This is a genomic window from Candidatus Magnetaquiglobus sp., from assembly GCF_058402785.1.
Map to the genome: position 1 here is coordinate 16,276 of NZ_JBZVFG010000013.1, position 21,943 is coordinate 38,218.

At 62.0% G+C, this 21,943-nt stretch carries 16 protein-coding genes; 9 read left to right on the plus strand and 7 right to left on the minus strand.

Features of this window, described 5'->3' with window-relative positions:
• Nucleotides 1-82: 82 nt before the first annotated feature.
• Together ACV4UY_RS06500 and ACV4UY_RS06505 are read left to right on the plus strand one after the other, a co-directional pair.
• Complete coding sequence (locus tag ACV4UY_RS06500) at nucleotides 83-841, plus strand: metal ABC transporter ATP-binding protein (protein ID WP_491606804.1); 759 nt, start codon at nucleotides 83-85, stop codon at nucleotides 839-841.
• Nucleotides 841-1,629, plus strand: a complete 789-nt coding sequence (locus ACV4UY_RS06505; RefSeq protein WP_491606805.1) for a metal ABC transporter permease — start codon at nucleotides 841-843, stop codon at nucleotides 1,627-1,629. Before ACV4UY_RS06500 ends, ACV4UY_RS06505 begins: the two co-directional genes overlap by 1 nt.
• Before the next feature lie 34 nt (nucleotides 1,630-1,663).
• Here the strand turns inward: ACV4UY_RS06505 and ACV4UY_RS06510 are convergent, their stop codons facing one another.
• Nucleotides 1,664-4,753: an efflux RND transporter permease subunit gene (locus ACV4UY_RS06510; RefSeq protein ID WP_491606806.1), complete on the minus strand. Its 3,090-nt coding sequence runs from the start codon at nucleotides 4,751-4,753 to the stop codon at nucleotides 1,664-1,666.
• A 105-nt stretch (nucleotides 4,754-4,858) separates the two neighbouring features.
• Complete coding sequence (locus ACV4UY_RS06515; protein ID WP_491606807.1) at nucleotides 4,859-5,977, minus strand: efflux RND transporter periplasmic adaptor subunit; 1,119 nt, start codon at nucleotides 5,975-5,977, stop codon at nucleotides 4,859-4,861.
• Between the two features lie 508 nt (nucleotides 5,978-6,485).
• Between ACV4UY_RS06515 and galE the strand changes: the two genes are divergently transcribed.
• From galE to ACV4UY_RS06535, 4 genes are all read left to right on the plus strand, one after another.
• Complete coding sequence (galE, locus tag ACV4UY_RS06520; protein WP_491606808.1) at nucleotides 6,486-7,499, plus strand: UDP-glucose 4-epimerase GalE; 1,014 nt, start codon at nucleotides 6,486-6,488, stop codon at nucleotides 7,497-7,499.
• Nucleotides 7,500-7,864: 365 nt separating this feature from the next.
• Nucleotides 7,865-9,049, plus strand: a complete 1,185-nt coding sequence (locus ACV4UY_RS06525) for a hypothetical protein (protein WP_491606809.1) — start codon at nucleotides 7,865-7,867, stop codon at nucleotides 9,047-9,049.
• A gap of 89 nt (nucleotides 9,050-9,138) precedes the next feature.
• The gene (locus ACV4UY_RS06530; protein ID WP_491606810.1) at nucleotides 9,139-10,491 is read left to right on the plus strand and encodes an ion transporter; all 1,353 of its coding nucleotides are present in this window, start codon (nucleotides 9,139-9,141) and stop codon (nucleotides 10,489-10,491) included.
• Between the two features lie 8 nt (nucleotides 10,492-10,499).
• Nucleotides 10,500-11,570 (plus strand): pyridoxal phosphate-dependent aminotransferase, encoded by a 1,071-nt coding sequence (locus ACV4UY_RS06535; RefSeq protein ID WP_491606811.1) that lies wholly within the window; start codon nucleotides 10,500-10,502, stop codon nucleotides 11,568-11,570.
• A gap of 145 nt (nucleotides 11,571-11,715) precedes the next feature.
• On the opposite strand, the gene lon is transcribed toward ACV4UY_RS06535, so the two are convergent.
• From lon to ACV4UY_RS06560, 5 genes are all read right to left on the minus strand, one after another.
• Nucleotides 11,716-14,187 (minus strand): endopeptidase La, encoded by a 2,472-nt coding sequence (gene lon, locus ACV4UY_RS06540; protein WP_491606812.1) that lies wholly within the window; start codon nucleotides 14,185-14,187, stop codon nucleotides 11,716-11,718.
• 155 nt (nucleotides 14,188-14,342) lie between these two features.
• Nucleotides 14,343-14,696: an iron-sulfur cluster insertion protein ErpA gene (gene erpA / locus ACV4UY_RS06545; RefSeq protein WP_491606813.1), complete on the minus strand. Its 354-nt coding sequence runs from the start codon at nucleotides 14,694-14,696 to the stop codon at nucleotides 14,343-14,345.
• Between the two features lie 290 nt (nucleotides 14,697-14,986).
• Nucleotides 14,987-16,027 (minus strand): ABC transporter substrate-binding protein, encoded by a 1,041-nt coding sequence (locus ACV4UY_RS06550; RefSeq protein ID WP_491606814.1) that lies wholly within the window; start codon nucleotides 16,025-16,027, stop codon nucleotides 14,987-14,989.
• Nucleotides 16,024-17,877, minus strand: a complete 1,854-nt coding sequence (locus tag ACV4UY_RS06555) for an SLC13 family permease (RefSeq protein WP_491606815.1) — start codon at nucleotides 17,875-17,877, stop codon at nucleotides 16,024-16,026. The genes ACV4UY_RS06550 and ACV4UY_RS06555 overlap by 4 nt, the downstream gene beginning before the upstream one ends.
• A 230-nt stretch (nucleotides 17,878-18,107) precedes the next feature.
• The gene (locus ACV4UY_RS06560; protein WP_420904752.1) at nucleotides 18,108-18,455 is read right to left on the minus strand and encodes a hypothetical protein; all 348 of its coding nucleotides are present in this window, start codon (nucleotides 18,453-18,455) and stop codon (nucleotides 18,108-18,110) included.
• 350 nt (nucleotides 18,456-18,805) lie between these two features.
• Here ACV4UY_RS06560 and ACV4UY_RS06565 point away from each other — a divergent pair, with 350 nt between their 5' ends.
• The 3 genes from ACV4UY_RS06565 to ACV4UY_RS06575 all read left to right on the plus strand — a co-directional run bounded on the left by ACV4UY_RS06565 (nucleotide 18,806) and on the right by ACV4UY_RS06575 (nucleotide 21,867).
• Nucleotides 18,806-19,639: a metallophosphoesterase family protein gene (locus tag ACV4UY_RS06565; protein ID WP_491606816.1), complete on the plus strand. Its 834-nt coding sequence runs from the start codon at nucleotides 18,806-18,808 to the stop codon at nucleotides 19,637-19,639.
• Nucleotides 19,640-19,756: 117 nt separating this feature from the next.
• Complete coding sequence (locus tag ACV4UY_RS06570; protein WP_491606817.1) at nucleotides 19,757-21,424, plus strand: type IV pilus assembly protein FimV; 1,668 nt, start codon at nucleotides 19,757-19,759, stop codon at nucleotides 21,422-21,424.
• Nucleotides 21,421-21,867 carry a hypothetical protein gene (locus ACV4UY_RS06575; protein WP_491606818.1) on the plus strand — a complete coding sequence of 149 codons (447 nt, stop codon included), beginning with the start codon at nucleotides 21,421-21,423 and terminating at the stop codon, nucleotides 21,865-21,867. The genes ACV4UY_RS06570 and ACV4UY_RS06575 overlap by 4 nt, the downstream gene beginning before the upstream one ends.
• The last annotated feature ends 76 nt before the right edge of the window (nucleotides 21,868-21,943 follow it).

Sequence of the window (21,943 nt, forward strand, 5' to 3'; positions counted from 1 at the left end):
TCAAAGTTGCATTATACACAAGTCCACATGAAATGAATCAGAAATATTCACCGTTTTGCCCCCGTTTTTTCCCGAGGCTGTCGTGAGTCCCCCTGGGTCGGAGCAGACCGTCCCCCTGCTCTCCGCGCATGGGTTGTCGGTCATCCTCGGGGGCGAGACGCTTTTGCGCGAGATCGACCTGGTGGTCCATGAACGCGAGATCGTCACCATCATCGGACCCAACGGCGCGGGAAAATCCACCCTGCTTTCCGCGCTGTTGGGGTTGATCCCCCTCTCCGGCGGGTCGGTGGGGCGGCGTTCGGGTCTGGTGATCGGGTATGTGCCGCAACGGTTGAAGGTGGATGCGGTGCTGCCGATGACCGTGGCCCGTTTCATCGCCCTCTCCGCCATCGGCGCCGGCGTTCCGGACGCCACCTTGCGTCTGCTCGGCTGCGATCGCCTGCTCGAACGCCCCTTGCACGCCCTTTCCGGCGGCGAGATGCAGCGGGTGCTCATGGCGCGCGCCTTGAGTCGGAATCCCCACCTGCTGGTTCTCGACGAGCCGGCCCAGGGTTTGGATCTGGCCGGCGAGGAGCAACTGCACCGCTTTCTCGAAACCCTGCGCCGCGAACGGGGCGTGGCCGCCCTGCTGGTCTCCCACGATCTTCACTTCGTGATGGCCGGGGCCGACCGGGTGATCTGTCTGAACCGCCACGTCTGCTGCTCCGGCTCCCCGACCGCCGTGCGCGCCACCCCCGAGTTTCAGCTCCTGTTCGGCGACCGGATACCGGGCGTGGGCTACTATCAACACCATCACGATCACTGCCACACCCCGCACGGTGTGGAAAGGGAGCGCCCCTGATGGATGAATTCATGATCCGGGCCATGCTGGCCGGCGTCGGCATCGCCGTGGCCGCCGGTCCGCTCGGGGTGTTCGTGGTGTGGCGCCGCATGGCCTATTTCGGCGATGCCTTGTCCCACTCCGCCCTGCTCGGGGTGGCGTTGGGGCTGGTGACCGGCTGGAACCTGAATGGCGCCATCGCCGCAGTCTGCGTGGGCGTGGCCCTGTTCGTCACCTGGATGCATACCCGTCCCGAAATCCCGGCGGATGCCGCCCTGGGGATCTTCTCCCAGGGCGCCCTCTCCCTCGGACTGGTCGCCGCCGCGCTCTCCCAGGGGGCTCGGGTGGACATGATGGCCTTTTTGTTCGGGGATGTGCTCGCCACCAGTTGGGGGGATGTCGTCTGGATCTGGTGCGGGGCCGGCGTGGTGCTGATCCTGATGCGTTTTTATTGGCACGCCTGGGTCAACGCCACCTTGCATGAGGGATTGGCGATCCTGGACGGGGTGCCGGTGGCCCGATTGCGTCTGCTGTTCATGCTTCTGACCGCGTTGGTGATCGCCTCGGCCATCAAGGTGGTGGGCGCGCTGCTGATCACGGCCATGCTGGTGATCCCGCCGGTGACGGCCCGTCCCCTGGCTCGTACCCCGGAAGGGATGGCCCTGGGCGCGGTGCTGATCGGCGCGACCAGCGCACCCCTGGGCCTTTGGGCCAGTTTCCGCTGGGATCTGCCCAGCGGTCCGGCCATCGTGCTGGCGGCGTGCGGTTTTTTCGGGGTGTCGCTCCTTTTCGGGAGACATCGGGGGTGAACGTCCTGCCAGGTCGTGATGCGTCCGGCTTTCTTCATCCCTCCCGGATCTCCTTCGGGTCCAGCCGGATCCGCGCCTTCTCCAGATACAGATAGATCACCGGCGTGATGTAGAGCGTCAACCACTGGGAGAGCAGCAGACCGCCCACCACGGCCAGCCCCAGGGGTTGACGCGCCTCGCCGCCCGCGCCCATGCCCAGGGCGATGGGCAGGGTGCCGACCAGGGCGGCCATGGTGGTCATCATGATGGGGCGAAAGCGGACCAGGCAGGCTTCGCGAATGGCGGCCAGGGCGTCGTCGTTGCCCATGCGGCGCGATTCGACGGCGAAGTCGATCATCATGATGGCGTTTTTCTTCACGATGCCGATCAGCATGATCAACCCCACGAAGCCGTAGAGATTCAGTTCCATGCCGAAGAGCTTGAGGGTGAGCAGCGCGCCGAGTCCGGCGGCGGGCAGCCCGGAGAGGATGGTCAGAGGGTGGATGTAGCTCTCGTAGAGCATGCCGAGCACCAGATAGATCACCAATACCGCCAGTCCCAACAGCCATCCCATCCCGGCCAGCGACGACTGGAACACCTGCGCCGACCCCTGGTAGTTCGAGGCGATGGTGTCCGGCATGCCCATTTTGGCGCGCGCCTGGTTGATCGCCTCGATGGCCTGGCTCAAGGCGACCTCCTGGGCCAGGTCGAAGGAGAGGGTCACCGACGGCATCTGACCGCGGTGATTGATGGTGGCCGGTCCCACGGAACGGGAGATGCGCGCGATGGATTCCAGTGGGATCAGGGTGTTGTTGGCGCCGCGCACATGCAGCAGTCCGAGCACCGAGGGATCGGTCCTGTATTGTTCGTCGAGTTCGAGGAGCAGGGCATATTGGTTGCTCGGGGCGTAGATGGTGGAGATTTGTTTGGGGCCGAAGGCGGCGTAGAGGGTTTTTTCCAGTTTTTCCGGGGTGATGCCCAGGGTGGCGGCCTTGTCGCGGTCGATTTCGACCATGGCCTGGGTCTTGGCGAGCTGCATGTCGGAGGTGACGTTCTGGAAGCCCGGCAGATCGCGCAGGGTCTTTTCGACCTTTTCGGCCCAGGCGTAGAGTTCGCCGGTATCGGTCCCCTGGAGGGTGAATTGATATTGGCTTTTGGTGAGTTGCGTGCCGACCCGGATCACCGGAAGGTTCTGGATGAAGGCCTTGATGCCCGGCACCTGGGCCAGTTTCGGGCGCAGACGCTTGACGATCTCATCCGCGTGGGGACGCTCTTCATGGGGTTTCAGGCGCACGAACACGCGACCGTTGTTGAGCGCCGAGGCGGATGCGCCGCCGCCGATGAAGGACATGGCGATGCTCACCCCCGGATCGGAGCCGATGATTTCGGCCACCTTTTTCTGCCGCTCCATCATGGCTTCGAAGCCGATTTCCTGTTCGGTCTCCGTGAAACAGAGCAGTTGACCGGTATCTTCGCTGGGCATGAACCCCTTGGGCATGTCGCGTCCCACCTGCACCGACCAGGCGGCCATGAGAGTGAAGAGGATCAAGACGATGCGTCGGTGGGCGAGACACCAGTCCAGGCTTCGGGCATAGCCGTTGCGCAGGGCCAGGAAACCCGCCTCGCTGGCCCGGATCAGCCGGTTGGGGCGGGTGGCGGTTTGATGGGGTTTGAGCAGCCGCGAGCAGAGCATCGGGGTGAGTGACAGGGAGACCAGGCCGGAGAGGATCACCGAGGCCATGATGGCGATGGCGAATTCGTGGAGCAACCGACCGAGGATGCCCCCCATGAAGAGCACCGGAATGAAGACCGCAGCCAGGGAGAGGGTCATGGAAACGATGGTGAAGGCGATCTGTTTGCCGCCGATCAGGGTGGCCTGCCAGGGCGAAAGGCCCTCTTCCTCCATGTGTCGGGAGATGTTTTCGAGCATGACGATGGCGTCATCCACCACGAAGCCCACCGACAGGGTGAGGGCCATGAGGGAGATGATGTTGATGCTCATGTCGAGTTGGAGCATGATCGGGAACACCCCGACCAGGGAGATCGGCAGGGCGAGGCTCGGGATCAGGGTGGCCGAGGCGTTGCCCAGGAACAGGTAGATGACCAGAATCACCAGGAACAACGAAAAGAGCAGGGTGAGTTGCACGTCGCGCACCGATTCGCGGATGCTCTGCGAGCGGTCGTAGAGCACCTCCACGGCGGTGGCGGCGGGGAGTTGCTGGCGCAGGGTCGGCACCAGGTCGCGGATCGAGTCGGCCACGGCGATGGTGTTGGAGCCGGGTTGACGTTGGATGGCCAGGACCACGCCGCGCACGTTGTTGAACCAGGCGGCGGCCAGTTCGTTTTCGGGTGCGTCGGTGACGCGGGCGATCTCGTGCAGATGCAAGGGCGCGCCGTTTTTCTGGGCGACGACGATGGAGCGGTAGCTTTTGGCCGAGGGGAGGCGTTCCGGGGTTTCCAGGGAGATCATCCGGTTGGCGCTCAGCAGGTAGCCGGTGGGGACGTTGGGGTTGTTTTGCTGGATGGCGGCCTCCACGTCGTCGATGGCCAGTCCGTTGACCGCCAGGGCGCGCGGATCGAGCCGAACCCGCACCGAGGGGTTCTGTTTGCCGTAGATGCTCACCTGGGCGACACCCGGCAGGGTGGAGATGCGCTGCGAGAGGGTGGTGTCCGCGAACTCCGAGACTTCGGTCAACGGCAGGGTTTCGGAGGTGAGGGCCAGGTAGAAGATGGGCAGATCCGCCGGGTTGACCTTGCGGTAGTAGGGCGGGGTGGTGAGGTTGTTGGGCAGGCGGCGCTGCGCGGAGGAGATGGCGGCTTGCACGTCCTGGGCCACGGAGTCGATGTCGCGGTCGAGGGCGAACTGCAGGGAGATCTGGGTCGAGCCCAGGCCGCTGGAGGAGGTCATGGATTCGAGTCCGGCGATGGTGGAGAACTCTTTTTCCAGGGGCAGCGCCACGGAGTTGGCCATGGTCTCCGGCGAGGCGCCGGTGAGCGCGGCGGAGACCTGCAGGGTGGGGTAATCGACCGTGGGCAGGGCCGAGACCGGCAGTTGCCGATAGCCCAGCAGGCCGAACAGAAACAGTCCGGCCATGGTCAGGACGGTCGTGACCGGGCGATGGACGAAAAATCCGGTAATATTCATGGCAGGGACACCGGTGCGCGGGATGGACTGGTTTGACCGCGGGACCTCCGTCAGGGAGATCCGCAGTCGGGGGATGAGGGGGTTCTACCCCCCCATCACGTCGAGTTATCGGGCCGTCTGGGGCTCTTGATCGGCCTTGGTGTCCGGGGCGCCTTGGGAGATCTCCACCTTGGCGCCGGGTTTGAGCCGCCACTGGCCGACCGTGACCACGCTCTCGCCGGCGGAAACCCCGGAGGTGATCACGATCTCATCCTTGTCTTCCTGGGCGATGGTCAGGGGGCGGGACTCGACGGTCAAATCCTTTTGAACCACGTAGACGAAGGGGCCGCTCGAGCCGGTTTGCACCGCGCGGGTCGGGATCACCAGGGCATCGGGACGCTCGGTGAGTTTCAGCGTCAGGGTGATGAACAGGCCGGGCCAGAGATGACGCGCTCCGTTGGCCGCCTGGGCCTTGAGGCGGATGGTGCCGGTCTGGCGATCGACGAGATTGTCGAGGGAGAGCAGGGTGCCCGGCACGCTGGGACCGTTGCCGCGGTTGGGCTGGATCTCCAGGGTGAGGGGTGTTTTGGCGTGATGGTGGCGGATTTCGGCCAGATGGGATTCGGCGACCGTGAAGGAGATGCAGATCGGATCCATCTGTTGCAGGGTGACCAGAGGGTTGGTGTCGTTGGCCTTGACCAGGTTGCCGGGCTGGAGGAGGATACGACCGGCCATGCCGGTGATCGGCGCGGCGATGCGGGTGAAGGCCAACTGCAACTCCCCCTCGGCGATGGCGGCGCGATCGGCGGCGACCGTGGCTTCGGCGGCCTGGCGGGTGGCGACGAGACCGGCCAGGGTCTCCTCGGACGAGAGGTTTTGCTTGTTGAGCACCGACTGGCGATGCTCCTTGGTGCGGGCGTTCTCCAACAGGGCCTGGTCGCGCTCCAGATTGGCCTTGAGCTGCCTGAGCCGGTACTGGAAGGGGCGGTCGTCGAGGTCGAAGAGCGGTTGGCCTTGTTGAACTTCCTGGCCATCGAGGATATGGGCCTTGACGATCTCGCCGTCCACCCGTGACTTGATCGCCACCGCGTGGCACGCCTCGGCATTGCCCATGGCCTGGATGGTCACCGGTCTGTTTTTCTGCGTCACGGGTGCCACGGTGACCAGCACCGGGGGTGGGCCGGCGGGTTTGGCGTCGTTTTTTTCCGCGGAGCATGCGGCCAGAAGAAGGGTCGTCGCGACCACGGTTCGGAATGCGAACCTTGTCAGAAGCGGTTGCATGTGTTTTGCTGCCTCGTTGGTGTGACTGGATGGAGGGTCCCGGCGCGGGTGGTGCCCGGTTGTTTCGCAGGTTCGCGACCGTGAGGGGTGAACCCATTGGGCCGGATCTGGAATCATGGTGGACCGACCGTGCCAGTATAGTCCCATCTTGACCGGTTGACTACCTGTCTCGACAGGGAATTTTCGATTGAATCGGGTGTGGATGGAAAGGATGATTTTTTTTAATCCAGTGCGGCAAGATGCATTTTTTGCCGTCATGAGGCTGTGCTACAATGGTAAACTGGCATGATGGGGGTGGTGCATGCACTCCCGGACCGTGCATCTCCCTTGCGGGAGTGCCACGGGAATATCCCATGATGGCGTCCGGAACCGTGTCGTGGCGTGTCCGGGGATCTCCCGCGGACGCTTTCCGGGTGCGGTGAGGGGTGGGCATCATGATGCGTCAGTCTTGAAACCTGGAAGGGCCTCGCGGATGAATCTTCTTCTCACCGGCGGCATGGGATATATCGGCAGTCACACGGCGGTCGCCCTGACCCTGGCGGGTCATCGGGTGGTGCTTTACGACAACCTTTCCAACAGCGCCCAGGTCATGGCCGAACGGTTGGAACGGATCACCGGCGTGCCTCCGCTGTTCGTATCCGGCGACGTGCGGGATACCGATCGGCTTCGTCACACCCTGCGCCACCATGCCATCGAAACGGTCATCCACTTCGCGGGGCTCAAAGTGGTTGGGGAGTCCCTGGAGATTCCCCTCGACTATTACGCCAACAACGTGCAGGGATCGATCAGCCTCCTGCAAGCCATGCGCGTGGTGGGCACGCGCGCCCTGGTCTTTAGCAGCAGCGCCAATGTCTATGGCGAACCGCGCTATCTGCCGGTGGATGAATGCCATCCCACCGGGGTTACCAACCCCTATGGTCGCACCAAGCTGCACGTCGAGGAGATCTTGCACGATCTGGCCCGCTCCGACCCGGAGTGGCGGATCGTCTGTCTGCGCTACTTCAATCCGGTTGGCGCGCATGAAAGCGGGCTGATCGGCGAACATCCTCAAGGGCTTCCCAACAATCTCATGCCCTACATCGCCCGGGTCGCCACGGGAGAGTTGGCCGAACTCCAAGTGTTCGGCAATGACTATCCCACGCCGGATGGCACGGGGGTGCGCGATTTCATCCATGTGATGGATCTGGCCGAGGGGCATGCCAGCGCGGTGGTCTACCTGAATGCGCACCCTGGATGGCAGGTGATCAATCTGGGCACCGGCCAGGGGTACAGCGTGCTCGAAATGATCCGGGCCTTCGAGGTGGCCAGCGGTCGGCCCGTACCGTATCGGATCGCGCCACGTCGTCCCGGTGATTCGGCCAGTTGCTACGCCAATCCGGAGAAGGCGCACCGACTTCTGAACTGGACCGCCCGGCGGACGCTTGCCCAGATGTGCGCCACCACCTGGGCGTTTCAGTCCGGCATGGGCACGGAGGGGCCCGCATGATCCCCAAACCCCCGGACCTTCCGATCGCGTCGGAGCGTCCCGAGGGGGGGCGCCGCGATTCTCATGCCGAACGTCGATCGAGGGGCTTTTTCATCTTGAGCAGGCCATCGAATTGGCCGACAAGGATACGGATCGCGGTGTTTATTTAGAGGCTGTTTGGTGATTCCATGAAGGGAACCACCAAACAAGCACGGTTCGAACGCTTCGAACAACCGTGCTCGAACAAATTGCTGCGCGATTTGGCCGGCCATTCATGGGCCGCGCAGACCGTTTGCAATCACCAGACAGCCTCTTGCAGACAATCAATCAAACCATCAACGACTGGTCGTCCATACCCCCTGTTGCAAGGATCATTGGTCAAAAGCATGATCATCGGACCCCGTTCCATCGTCACCCCACGTCGCAAGATCCCCCTGAAGATCCCGGAAGGGATGTCCGCCGTGGAGTTTTTCAACAGCGCCGCCAATCTGGAACATCTGGCCAAGGAGAACGGCCTGCTGGTCAATGAGGAGGGGTTTCTGCTCTATCGCAAGCTGCTCGGGCACAGCGTCGAGTTCGATACCTCGATCATGCTCGACACCTCGCGGCGCATCCTCGATCCCCTGGGCCGTCCGGTGCGTCGCGATCAGTTGACCAGACAGCAAAAGAACGTCTGGAGTCGCATGACCCAGATCATCCTTGAATACATGCTGGAAAAATATCCGGATCCGGCCAAGGCCCTGATCCTGTGCGGCGAGGCGAGCCTGGATGCCACTTGGCCGCTTAACAAGCCGGGCGTGCCGAGCATCCGGATGATCCACAACCATTTCATCGTTTTCCCCCAGGCATCGATCGTCAATGCCCCCCTGGCCAATCCGGATGATTCCAATCTCACCGACAGCGGCCACAACAGCCTGTTCCTGCGCCATCTCTCCGATGTCTACCGACGGTTTCTGGAGGTTCTGGACTTGCGGATCCTCAAACCGGTGGAGGACGACTCCGCGCGCATCGCGGTGACCGGCTATCCCCACGGACTGCCGAGCTGGGAGGTGACCGGCGGTGCCGAACAACTGGGAAATCCTTGTTTTTGGAATGAATACGATCTGATTCTCAAGGGCTTTCTGGATTTCTACCGCACCTTTTTCGCCCAGGTCTCGACCCGTGGGGCCGGCATTCCCGAGGGGGTCTATTTTCCGGAACAGGTGGAGAAGATCCTGCTGTTCAGCAACCAGTTCGCCCAGGTGGCGCGGGACGTGCGCGATCATGTCAAGGCCGATCCCCGCTTCGCCAACGACATCCGCTGGCGTCCGGCCTACAAGCAGATCCTCTACCGGGACGATCACGACCGGCTCATCGTCACCATCAGTCAGAACTCGGTGGGCAATGCCATCACCGAACTGTTGGGGATCGTGGTCAACCGTCAGGAGGACGAGTCCGGGTACGACAACATCGAACCGGCCCTGGTGGAACGGCTGCTCGAGGTTCGGCGTCGTCTGATCGCCGCCGATCTCGGCGAACCGATCCATGCTCCGGAGTGGCCGGATGGCCGTTTCGTGGGACGCTGGAGTTGAAATGTGCCGGGGAACGCCCGGAAGAGCGCTTCTTTGGAAGGGCGTTCTCCCTTTTGGCCTCTCTTTTTGAATAAGCAAGGATTCCCACCATGGAAAAAGCCAGCGAGGACGAATCGCGCGTGATCCTGCCCGACAGTCCCGCGCGTCGAGTGTGGAACTATCTGATTCTGGTGGCCACGATCTGGTATACCTGGACCGTGCCGCTGTTTCTGGTGCCGAATATCGGTGTTCCGGAGTGGTCGCAGACGGTCAATCTGGTGCTGACTGCGATCTATGTCATGGATCTGTGGCTCAACTTTCGTACCGCCATCATGGATGACGGGGAACTGTTGACCCGTCCGGAGGCGATTCGGGAAAAATACATTAAAAGTTATTTTGTCAGCGATCTGCTGGCCACCATCCCCTGGGATCTGGCCTGCATCATTCTGGGTTTGCCGGAATTGGCGATGTGGGCTGCCGCCGTGCGCATGCTGCGGATCTTGCGTCTGCCGCACCTGCTGCGTGTGCAGGGGACCGCGCTGCCGGCCACGGTGACCGAACAGCTGTTCGTGATGTTCTTCTGGATCCTGACCATCACCAGTTGGTGTGCCAGCATCTGGATGATGATCATCGATCAACTGCCGGAGGAGAGTTTACGGACCTTCATCATCAAGGGGTACTATTGGACCGTGACCACCATGGCCACGGTGGGGTATGGGGACATCACCCCGCAAACCGATGGCGGACGACTGTTCGCCATGTTCGTGATGATGTTGGGTGTGGCGATCTATGCGTACATCATCGGTCAGATCTCCACGTTGATCGTGAATTCCAACATTCTGCGCAAGCAGACCAAGGAGAAAATCGCCCATCTGGCCGCCTTCATGCAGCAATACGATCTGCCGGCCTCGTTGCAGAACGATATTTTCAGCTTCTATCGCCACTATCTGATGGAACACAGCGCCGGAGGCGCGGAGATTCTGCGCGATCTGCCCGCCAAGTTGAGCGAACGGATCCATCAACATGTCAACGTCCATCTGTTGCGGCGCGGACCTTTGTTTGGCAAGGCCAGCCCGGAGCTTCTGGAGGCCCTCGGCGCGCGTCTGACCAGCGAGATGTTTCTGCCCGGCGAAGAGATCATCCATATCGGCGAGGTGGGACGTGAGATGTACATCCTGGTGCATGGCGTGGTGGCGGTGACCAATCAATCGGGCGATTTGATCGCCAAATTGCGCACCAAGGATGTCTTCGGCGAGATCGCCCTGTTGCAGGATACGGTGCGCATGGCCAACATTCGCGCCATCACCGCCTGCAACACCTTGAAGCTCGACAAGAAGGATTTTGATGAGGTGATGGCCGCGTTTCCCGAGTTTCGCAAGGAGTTGCGCAAGATTCAGATGCATCGGGTCGGCCTGGAAACCAGCAAGTCGAGTGATGGCATGGCTTCCGATTCCCGCGAGTAGGAGAGACGATGACTGTTCCCAAGGTTCGAACCAACATCCAGGCCATGTCGGCCTACGCGCCGCCCTGGACCGGTCTGGACCGGACACGGTATCTGCGCCTGGATCTGAATGAAAACACCCGTGCCCTGCCGCCGGAGATCCGACCGGCCCTGGAACGGCTCTGGGAGAGCGGGGCGGTGTCGCGCTATCCGGAGTATCAGGCGTTCTTGCCGAAACTGGCCGCGCATGTCGGGGTGGCCGAGGAGAACCTGATCATCACCAACGGTTCGGATCAGGGGCTCGAGGTGCTGTTGCGGGCCTTCTTGAATCCCGGCGACGGCATGGTGGTGGCTCGACCGGAGTTTCCGATCTTTTCGCATGTGGCGCAGGTGATCGGCGCCACGGTCCAGGGTGTGCCCTTCGACACCGGGATGCGTTTTCCCGAGGCGCGATTTTTCGAGGCCATCGATGCGCGTACACGTCTGATCGTGCTGATCAATCCGAACAATCCGACCGGTACCGCCGTGCCCGAGGGGGTGATTCGGGAGGTGCTGACCCGTCATCCGGAGTTGCCGGTGATCGTGGACGAAGCCTATTACGAGTTCACCGGCGTGAGCTGTCTGGATTGGCTGGGGGAGTTCCCCAACCTGATCGTGGTGCGCACCTTTTCCAAGGCGTATGCCATGGCCGGACTGCGTTTGGGGTATGTGGTGGCGCACAGGGAGCTGATTCGCGAACTCTACAAGGTGCGCGGTCCGTTCGATGTGAATGTGTGCGCGTTGGCGGTGGCCGATGCCCAGTTGGGTCTGCCGCACGCGGCCCGGTACGTGGAGGCGGTGATGGGGGAGGGCAAGCCGTTCATCGAGGCGGCGTTGCGGGAGATGGGGGTCAAGTTCTATCCGGCGGCGGCCAACTTCATGCTGGTGGAGCCCGAGGATCGGGATGGGGTGGTGGCGTACATGAAGGCCAACGGGATTCTGGTACGCCCGATGGTGGCCCCATCCCTGGTCAAGACCTTCCGTTTGACCCTCGGGCCGTTGGAGGAGATGCGCCGGTTCGTGGAGGTCTTGAGGGGGTATTTGGAAGCCCATGTGGCTTGAAGGCCCCCGCAAAAAGTTCCTTCACCCGGTATTCATGGTGGACATGGTTTAGCAAAATCAACAGGTTGCAAAGCCCGTTTTTTGCCAGAAACAGCTTTTTGCGGGGGCTCGGAGAAGCGTTGTTGGAATGGCTTTGGCGTATGGATCACCCCCCAAAAACCAGCCTGGCCACCTGTGGGTATTTTTGCACGAAGTGGACCGTGAACCCCTCGCGGATGTGGTCCGGTACCTCCTCGTAGCTTTTGCGGCACGCCTCGGGCAGGATCAGTTCGCGGATGCCAACCCGGCGGGCAGCGATCACCTTTTCGCGGATGCCGCCCACGGCCAGCACCTGGCCGGTCAGGGTGATCTCGCCGGTCATGGCCAGGCGACGGTTCACCGGCTGGCTCTTGGCCAGCGAGAGCATGGCCGTGGCCATGGTGATGCCCGCCGAGGGACCATCCTTCGGGGTCGCACCCTCCGGCACATGCAGATGGACCGGATTGTGGGTGAGAATCTTGGCATCCCCGCCCAAAATGGCGCAGTTGGCGGATACATAGCTCATGGCGATGTGGGCCGACTCCTTCATCACGTCGCCCAGGGCACCGGTCAGGGTCAGGCCGGCCTTCTCGCCGCCCGGATTGACCGCCTCCACATCGAGCGTGGCACCGCCCATGGCGGTCCAGGCCAGACCGGTCACCACCCCCACGCCGCTGAACGGCTGTTCGTCGCGGAAACTCGGCTTGCCCAGAAACTCCTCCACCTGATCCTTGCCGACCCGGATCGGAATGGCGGCCTTCTCCTCCAGGATCTTCACCGCCGCCTTGCGGACGATGGCGGCGATTTTTTGTTCCAGACGCCGCACCCCGGCCTCGCGGGCGTAGCCATCCACGATCACCCGCACCGCGTCGTTGCTGATGCGCAGCTGGGCATACTGCATGCCGTTTTTGTCGTACTGCTTGGGGATCAGGTGGTTGCGGGCGATCTTGATCTTCTCTTCGGTGATGTAACCCGAAAGACGGATCACCTCCATGCGGTCCAAAAGCGGCTGCGGGATGGTGTCGAGCTGGTTGGCGGTGCAGATGAACAGGATCTTGGAGAGATCGAAGCGCACGTCCAGGTAGTGATCGAGAAACTCGCTGTTCTGCTCCGGATCGAGCACCTCCAGAAGTGCCGAGGCCGGATCGCCGTGATAGCTGGCGCCGATCTTGTCCACCTCGTCGAGCATGATGATCGGATTGGAGGTTTCCGTGCGGCGCAGCGCCTGGATCATTTTGCCGGGCATGGCCCCCACGTAGGTGCGGCGATGGCCCTTGATCTCCGCCTCGTCGCGCATGCCGCCCACCGAAAAGCGGAAGAACTTTCGACCCACGGCCCGGGCCACCGAACGACCGATCGAGGTCTTGCCCACCCCCGGAGGACCGACCAGCAGGATGATCGAACCGCCGATCTCCCCCTTGAGCTTGCCCACCGCCAGAAACTCCAGGATCCGCTCCTTGACATCGTTCAAGGCGTCGTGATCCTTGTTGAGCACCTGGCGCGCCCGACCGATGTCGAGTTTGTCTTTGGTGTGGATTCCCCACGGCAGACTGGTGAGCCAATCCACATAATTGCGCGTCACCCCGTACTCCGAGGAGCCGGTCTCCAGAATCGAGAGCTTGTCCAGCTCCTCTTCGATCCGTTTTTTGGGTTCGTCGGTGAGGTTGAGCTTCTCCACCCGTTCGCGGAACCGCTCCATGTCGGCGGTGCGATCGTCCTTGGTGATGCCGAGTTCCTTCTGGATCTCCTTCAACTGCTCGCGCAGAAAGAACTGCCGCTGGTTCTTGGAGATGCCCTCCTCGACCTGACGGGAGATCTTGTCTTGCAACTTGACCATCTCCAGCTCTTTTTTCAACAGCCCGAGCACCTTCTCCAACCGCTCGCGCACGTTGAGGGTCTCGAGCACCTCTTGCAGTTCCTCGCGTTTGGAGCTGGTCATGGAGGCGACGAAATCGGCCAGACGATCCGGTTCGCCGAAGTTGTGGCGCGACAGGAACATCTTGACCTGCTCCTGGTAGAGCGAGTCGTATTTCAGGATCTCCTTCAGGGCGCTGATCACCGCCATGGTGTAGGGCTTGAGCGCGTCCAGATCCAGATGCAGGGAGATCTTGTCGTGATGGATCACGCGGGCCACGATCGGCGGACCGGGTTTGACGATCTCCATGATCTCGAACCGGGCGATCCCCTCGGCGAGCAGTTTGATCTGCTTGTCCTCGTCGTTGACCGCCGCTTCCATGATGCGGGCCACCGCGCCGAAACGGTACAGCTTGTCGGCGTTGAACACCTCCTCGCCATCCTCGGCGTGGCTCAACACGATGCCGAACATCTTGCCGGGCGAGTGCAGGGCGTATTTGATGGTGTCGTAGTAGGGCGAACCCTCCACCTGGATCGGGGTGAGCATGCCCGGAAAGAAGGGGCGACCACCCAGCGGGTAGATCACCAGCTCCGGAGGCAGCACATCCTCGACCCGAGCGGGTGGGGGCGCGACCTTGGGTTCGGTTTTTTCGGCGACGTTCTCGTCCGCCGGCGGGGAGACGGCTTCGACCGTGGGGGTTGCGGGTGCGTTGGGATCGTCGTTCTTTGGGGAATCGTCAGCCATGGCGGATACCTGTTCGCACTCGGGTGAAGAAAACGGACCAGACTGGATGCATGCGAATTATATGGTATGGCCATGCCTGGGATGCAACCGGAGAATGGATCTTTTTTCTGAATTTTTCCGGTTGCATCCGTGTCGAGTCGGGGGATCGACCCGAATCAGGCGTTGGAACACCCGCCCATGCTGTTCGGGGTGAACGACTGGCCACAGCCGCAGGAGCTGGAGGCGTTGGGGTTGCGGATGACGAACTGGGCGCCGGAGAGATCCTCGACGTAATCGACCTCGGCACCGGCCAGCATGCCCAGCGAGGTGGGATCGACCAACACCTTGGCCCCATGGGATTCGATCAGGGTGTCGCCCTCCTCCTGGGTGTCGTCGAAGGTGAAGCCGTACTTGAAACCCGAACAGCCTCCGCCGGAGACGAAGATACGCAGCTTGGTTTGGGGATTGTTCTCCTCTTGCAACAACTCACCCAGTTTGGTGGCCGCGCTGAGAGTCAGGGAAATGGACATGGAATGGACTCCTTCGTGAAAGGTTCGGATAGAGAGATGGTCATGAGGTCCTGGATGGCGCCTGGTAAAACCGTGTGTCGGCATCCGGGATTCCGGGTGGATGGCATCTTGCCGGTTCGTTGTGAAGATAGAGGATACATTCAGAAATATCAATCTTGCGGTTTCCGGATGCGTGACTTTTACCGTGGAACGCTCTTGCGGGAGGTCCACGGTCGGGGGTGAGGTTTTTTTTCCCCCAACCGGCATGTTTTGGGATGCAACGCATATAGAGTGGGTGCGCTGGATTTGGTTCAATAATATTTGTTGATGGACCGGGCCGCCGATTCATACACCTTGGGCAGTTTCAGGTTGCGGTCGGCGAGCAGTTTGGAGCGCACCGCCACCACGAACTGTTCGGTGCTGCGCATGGGCAGCTGTTTGGGGCTCTTGTCGTTGGAGAGCAGTTCCACCACCATGTTCGCGGCCACCTCGCCTTGTTCGTAGGGGGAGGTGCCGATGGCCAGCATGCCGCCGTCCTCGGCGTAGAAGGCGTTGGTACCGATCAGCGGGGTCGGGGAGTGTTTTTCGCTCCAGTCGATCAACTCTCTGGGCTGCATCAGGTCGTTGCTTCCCTCGGTGCGTTTGATCTTGCGGTAGTTGGTGGTGATCAGAAAATCGACCTTGCCGGCGCTCTCGGCCAGGGCCTGTTTCCACTCCGCGAAGGTGTTGACCAGTCGGGAATCGACCACCTGGATCGGGGCCATGTCGAACTCCCGGAAATCGATCTCGTCGGCGATCACCGAATCCGACTGATCCCCGAGAAACTGGATCGTCAGGGGTTTTTTCAGGTCGTTGTATTCGGCCAGGATGAGCAGCGTTTCCCGGAGCGCGGCCCAGGGTTTGCGTTCCAGGATGCCGGTGATGTTGTCCGCCTTGTCGAAGCCGTAGTCTTCGGGTGGGTTGTTGACCCCGGAGAAGACGACGCGGACCGTGGGGTGGTTGAGAAAATGGCGGGTGACGTACTGTTGGGCGTCGTCGTCCACGGCCAGGAGCACGTCCGGCGGCGAGGCGTTGAGCATGCGGCGCATGGCCTGTCCGGCGTTGGTCTTGAATTCGGTCCAGGGGTGGCGCTTGGTGTCGAGGTAGTACCAGTTGATGGTGTAATCGCGATGGGCATCCAGGACACGGTTGATGCCGATGTTCACGTCCTTGGTCCAGGAGTAGCTCTTGTCGTAGCTTTGCAGGATCACCAGACGGGGTTTGTTGGCGTTGAACCAGCCGGTGACCAGCACCGAGGCGATGCAGAAAAAGCCGATGAGCCATTTCTGGAGGGACCAGGAGGAGCGGTTCATAAGAGACCCATGGCGCGCCAATAGGGGAACGAGGCGTAGATGGCCAGCAGACGGAAGATGTTCATCAGGGCGTTGAAGAGCAGGAAGGAGGAGTCTTTGTAGAGCGGTTGGTTTTTGTTGATCTCCTGGTATTTTTGGTAATAGGAGCACTGGTAGGGCATGAACCAGATTTCGCCGAAGATCAGGATGATGAAGCCGACGATCCAGGGACTTATGCCATAGATTTCCGCCAGGGGCATGAAAATGGTGATGAGGATGACGATGGTGATGCTGATGGGGATGACCAGTCGCACCACGGAGATCATCACGAAGAGCAGCAGCACGAAGAGTTCGAAGTTGTCGCGCATGGTGGCGCCCAGGGTGGGCAGCGCGGAGGCCAGGTGTTGATCGAGTCCCAGGTAGTTGAACACGCTCACCAGGCCGGTGAGTTCCCCCAGATAGAGCAGGAAGGGCCAATCGATCTTTTCGGTGAGTTCCTTCTTGCGCAGCGAGCCGAACAGCAGCAGGGCATAGAAGATCGACATGCCGAGCAGGGTGGGTTGGATCTGGTGCCAGGAAGCGGTCATCATGCCGAGGATGAAGACGCCGATGCCGAGCAGGGCGGCCCATTCGCGGTGTTTGAGTTTGCCGAGGAGCTGGAGTTGCAGGGCAACGCGGGATTTGTCGAGTTGGGGTTGTTCCCGGGTGCGCATGAGCAGCAGGTCGCCGATGATATGGGCGACCAGCATGGAGAGCCCGAAGACGCCGGCGGCGACGAGCCAGCGGAATCCCTGGAACTGGTCCTGCGCCTGGGTGGGCAGCAGGCTGAACATGGCGAAGTTGACGGACTTGCTGGTGATGAACATGGCCGACATCAGCGAGACGCCGGTGAAGGCGCTGATGGCCAGGCGGGTGGCGGCTTTCCCTTCGGGGGCCAGGCGCAGGCTTTTCACCATGTCGGTGAAGAAGGGGGTGACCATGGCGAGTCGGGCGTTGATCGAGGGAATCAGCGGCGTGAGCACGAATCCGATCAGGATCAGGCCGAGGTTGTTCCAGAAACGGGTGTTGGGCAGACGGTAGAGGAGCAGCAGCAAGGTGCGGTAGCCGAGTCCCGACGAGGCGATGACGGTGCTCAGGCCGAGGATGCTCATGGCCATCAGGAAACTGTTGGAGGAGAATCCGGAGAGCACCACCGTGGGTGGCACCAGACCGGCCATCAGGATGGAGACGATGGCGAACAGTCCTGGGATGTAGTCATCGACCAGGGAGAACATCCACATCAGGATGGTGGCCGTGGAGATGGCCAGAAAGGTAGTGATGTTGGATTCGAGATTGAGCTGTTCGCCGTAATAGAGCATCACCGCCGGCAGGAGGATGGCCAGGAGCCAGCCGATGCGGGTGGCGAAGGTGCTGGGGATTTCGCCGGATGAGGACTGTTTGAGGGTGGGGAGTTTCAGAGGGTGTCCGCTGACATGGGACATCAGGGAGGTGATGCTGGCCTGTTTGATGATCGGTTGTTCGGCGGCCAGGAGTTGGACGGATGCGCGCGGAATGAACAGGGCTTGAACCGGTTCGACGACCACGGCCTGGACCAGGCACTCCTTGAAATCGGTGGCGCTCTCTTCGCCGCAGCGGACCTCCTGGTCGGTGACCGGCGTTCCGTCGGGTCGGGAGAGGGCGATGCGCCCTTCGTTCAACAGGAACAGTCCTTCGACCGGGCTGTTGGCCTGGCAGAGCATGGCGCCCACGGGATACTCCCGCACCTCGATGAGCGGCATGAGGCGCGCCAGGGAGGTGTAGTTGCTCAGTCCCAGGATCGGGTCTTGCAACAGACGTTCGATGAGATCCGGTTCCAGGGTGTGATCAGACACGGCTGAACTTCTCGGCAAAGTGGCGATGGGAAGGGTTTTTGTCTGGCCCGATCGGCGAGCCAACCTCACCACTTTAGACCATGCCGTGGCAACGGGTCAAGATCGCGGGGCGACGATTCCGCGGACACTGGGGGTTTGGCGCGGTTCCGGTGTGCGGAATCGCCTTTCGAGGCGATTCCTTTGGGCCTGTTTGTCGGCGTGGGAGAGGGGTTGCCTCGCGTCTGGCCGGGTCAATGGACGGCATGCAGCTCGCGGGTCTGGGCCACGCCTGCCGAATAGCCCCATTTTTCCTTCATCTCATACGCGGTTTCGAGGATTTCGTCTTCCGGGATGTTCAGGTAGGCGGCGATCACCGAGGTGCGCCAGTAGGGTTCGCCCAGGTCGTCGTAGCCGGTGGGCGCCGGATGGGGACCGAAGATCTCCTCCATGGCCTGACGCATCGCCTGACGCACCTGCGGTTCCTTGCTCATGGCCAGGTACTCCCAGGCATCGTCGAAGGCGGGGTGTTCCGGACCGGCCTCGACAATGGCCAGGGCTTGATTGATCCAGGATTCCATGTTCATCGGCGAGATCATCATCGTGTGCTCCAGTTCTCTGCACCGTGGAACTTTTCGTCCGTCAGAGTTCCATGGTCAAGGGGTGAGGGGGGTCTCCCCCCAGCAAGTTTGTCGCTTGGCGGCAATGGGGACGGCCTGGTTTGGGAAAAAGCAATCTCCGTGCCGGGTGCGGCGATTGTGATTCCATGCGTGTTGACGTGAGTTTGATCAGGGGTGGGGCGGCAAATTTTGCCGGGCCGGGGTGGAGGAATTGACCGGTTCTTGGCGCTTGAGTTCGGAGCGGGGATTGCCGAAAAGAGCCGGGTGAGAGACGATCGGAGACGAAGGGGTTGAAACGGGATCGGGTATTCGGCGGAAGGATGATACAAGGCATGTTGAGATTTTTCAAACGGTTGCTCCTGGGACGTCCGACCATGACGGATGACGACGAGGACGACGAGGAGTTGGGGGAGTGGGTCGAGGATCACGATCACATCCCGCCCTACACCCCGTCCCTGCCCGAGGGGATGCGGGTCTATGCGATCGGGGATATCCACGGTCGCGCGGATCTGTTGCGCCAGTTGCACGGAATGATCCGGGCGGATTGGGCCGATCTGCCCGAATCCGTGCGTCGGGTGGTGGTCTATCTGGGGGATTACGTGGATCGTGGCGAGGATAGCAAGGGGGTGATCGACATCCTGCTCGACGAACCCCTGACCGGGTGCGAGACGATCTACCTCAAGGGTAACCACGAGGCGGAAATGGAGGATTTCCTGGTCAATCCGGTGGGCGGGCACGGTTGGCCCCAATACGGCGGCATGGCCATGGCGTTGAGCTACCAGGTGCGGGTTCCGGGACGGATCTCCGCCGACGAGCGCATGCGCGCGTTGCGCGACCGATTGCTTGAGGCGATGCCGGCCACCCATCAGGCCTTTTTCACCGGTTTGCGCTTCCGCCACGAGATCGGGGACTATTTTTTCTGTCATGCCGGCGTGCGACCTGGCGTTCCGCTCAACCGTCAGGCCCCGCCGGATCTGCTCTGGATCCGCGATCCGTTCCTGTTTTATCCAGGGCGGTTCGAAAAGATGATCGTGCATGGCCATACGGTGATGGCCACCCCGATGACCACCTCGAACCGGATCAGCATCGATACCGGGGCCTATCATTCCGGTCACCTCACCTGTCTGGTGCTGGAGGGAGAGAGTCAGCGCTTCTTGATGACGTAAGCCCGGATTGGCCAAGCCTGCCACATGATAACTTGTCGCGCGTCTGTTCCCAGGGTATGCTAGTCGCTTTAACGCATCTTGGGGAACCATTCGAACTGGCGGGCAAGGATCGACAACGTGGATAAGCGCCTGATTCTCGCGGGATTGATCGGCCTGATGGGCCTTCGGCCCATGGATGGCTGGTCGTTCGCGGTGGGAGAGATCGCCGTTCAATCCCCTTCGGGCCAGAAATTCCAGGCGGAAATCCCCCTGCGTCTGGCCGAGGGCGAAAAGCTCAAACTGGTCAAGGTGGGCTCCAAGGCCGATTACAAGGTCATGGGGCTCAATCGCGCCCAGATGCTCAACAATGTGCGGGTCGAAACCCTCGAAAAGGACGGCGAAACGCGCATTCGGCTCACCTCCGACACCCCCTTGAACCCGAAGGGATTCGATCTCCTGCTGCGGGTCACCTCTTCCAAACAGACCAACTTCCCGGTCTTTCGCATCGCCGGTTCCACCGCACCCAAGCCGGATGGCCGCGACAAGGAACCGCCCGCCACCGTCGAGGCCAGGAGCGGCGTGGAGTTGAAAAAGAGCGAGATCAAACCGCCCGCCGAGACCAGACCCGCCGAGACCAGACCCGCCGAGACCAGACCCGCCGAGACCAGACCCGCCGAGACCAGACCGGTCGTCGAGGCGCGCGCCGAGGAGTCCAAGCCCGAGGCGAAAGGGGGCGCCAGGCCGGCCAAGGGGCAGGCCGCCGCCGAGACGCCCGCCGCCGGCAAACAGTACGGGCCGGTCAAGGAGGGGGATACCCTGACCTCGATCGCCCGCGGCCTGGTTTCAAGCCGCTCGGTGACCATCTATCAGATCATGGCCGGCATCTACGAGCGCAACCCGGAACATTTTCTGCTCGGCAACATGAACAACCTGATCTCCGGCGGCATGCTCACCATTCCGTCGGTCGCCGAGGCGCGGGCGATTCCGGATCGTTGGGCGCGGGCCATGTGTTTGTCGCACACCAAGGCCTGGGAGCAGACCCTGGCCGGCCAGAATGTCCCGCCGCCCCCTCAGACCGCCCTGCTGGCCAGTTCCAGCCCCGAAGCGGCCAGGATCCCGGCCTCCGAGGCCAAATCCTCCGCCTCCGGGCGCGACGAACCGGTGATCCTGCCGGATACCACCCCGCCCCGCGCCCAGTTGCAGAGCGTGGCCCCGCCAGCCGGCGGCGGTCTGGAGAACGTGTTGGTCCGGTTGCAGGGGCAGTTGGGCGAGTTGACCGAGGTGCTCAAACAGAATCAGGCCCAGCAGGCCAAGCTCGATACCCGCGTCGCCTCCCTGGAGATGGCGCGTGGCGATCAGGATGCCCTGGCGCAGCGGGTGGCGGTGTTGGAAAAGGGGGTGCGCGATCTCTCCGGACGGGAGGTGGCATCGGCGGTTCAAGGCCCTGCCGGTGGTGGTATCGCCCAGGAGGCGCGGAACGGCGGAGCGTGGGGAGTGCTGTTCGCGCTTTTGGGTCTGGCGTTCGCCGGGGTGCTGGTGTGGCTGGGACGGCGTTGGAATCGGCAGGCCCAGGAGGATGGCCTCAAACACCTCCTGGCCGTGACCGCCAGGGAGTATCCGGAGTTGGCCACCGAAGTGGTCCGCGAGGTCGAGGCGCGGAAAATGCCCTTCATCCCCTCGATCCATCCCGGCAAGCTCGAGGGCGGATCCCCAGCCGCCGAGAAGAAGGTGATGAATGACGGGGATCTGTTGCGGAACGTCAATCGGTTGAATGCCTTGAATCCAAAACGGGGAGAGGCGGAATGATCAAGCTGCTGCGTGGAATCCTGGTGGGGCTCGGGTTGGGATTTGCCCTCTTCTACACCACGGGGTTGTCCTCGGAGATCTATCAGGCATCCCTGGCGCTGCTGGTTCTGGTCGGGGTGCTGATTCCCCTCGAGTCCCAGGAGCGCCGCATGGAGAAGCTGGTCGCCATGTCCCGAGGCGTGGAGGAACGACTGAAAAAGATCGAGGGGCGCCTGGAAAAACTCGAAACCACCCTCGAAACACGGTTGGACGAGGAAGAGGAGGAGGAGCCGACCCCGCGTTTCGAAATCCGCGAGAGTCCGGAGCCGGAACGGTACATTCCGGCCTATGGAGCCGGATTGGCGGAAAATCGCGCCGTGATGCCCCATGGCCGGCGTACCGTGGAATGCAGTGTCGAGGATGTGGCCCGCAAGCTCGCCTCCATGCAGCGCGAGGGCGGTTGACGCCTGATGACGGGCCTCGCTGCCTGATGACGGGCCTCGCTGCCTGATGACGGGCCTCGCTGCCTGATGACGGGCC

Bases quoted from the DNA above. Each gene is read 5' to 3' on its own strand.
- ACV4UY_RS06525 (WP_491606809.1), top strand. From the start codon at position 7,865: ATGATCATCGGACCCCGTTCCATCGTCACCCCACGTCGCAAGATCCCC.
- ACV4UY_RS06560 (WP_420904752.1), bottom strand. From the start codon at position 18,455: ATGATGATCTCGCCGATGAACATGGAATCCTGGATCAATCAAGCCCTG.
- ACV4UY_RS06535 (WP_491606811.1), top strand. From the start codon at position 10,500: ATGACTGTTCCCAAGGTTCGAACCAACATCCAGGCCATGTCGGCCTAC.
- lon (WP_491606812.1), bottom strand. From the start codon at position 14,187: ATGGCTGACGATTCCCCAAAGAACGACGATCCCAACGCACCCGCAACC.
- ACV4UY_RS06550 (WP_491606814.1), bottom strand. From the start codon at position 16,027: ATGAACCGCTCCTCCTGGTCCCTCCAGAAATGGCTCATCGGCTTTTTC.
- ACV4UY_RS06505 (WP_491606805.1), top strand. From the start codon at position 841: ATGGATGAATTCATGATCCGGGCCATGCTGGCCGGCGTCGGCATCGCC.
- ACV4UY_RS06530 (WP_491606810.1), top strand. From the start codon at position 9,139: ATGGAAAAAGCCAGCGAGGACGAATCGCGCGTGATCCTGCCCGACAGT.
- ACV4UY_RS06510 (WP_491606806.1), bottom strand. From the start codon at position 4,753: ATGAATATTACCGGATTTTTCGTCCATCGCCCGGTCACGACCGTCCTG.
- galE (WP_491606808.1), top strand. From the start codon at position 6,486: ATGAATCTTCTTCTCACCGGCGGCATGGGATATATCGGCAGTCACACG.
- ACV4UY_RS06565 (WP_491606816.1), top strand. From the start codon at position 18,806: ATGTTGAGATTTTTCAAACGGTTGCTCCTGGGACGTCCGACCATGACG.
- ACV4UY_RS06575 (WP_491606818.1), top strand. From the start codon at position 21,421: ATGATCAAGCTGCTGCGTGGAATCCTGGTGGGGCTCGGGTTGGGATTT.
- erpA (WP_491606813.1), bottom strand. From the start codon at position 14,696: ATGTCCATTTCCCTGACTCTCAGCGCGGCCACCAAACTGGGTGAGTTG.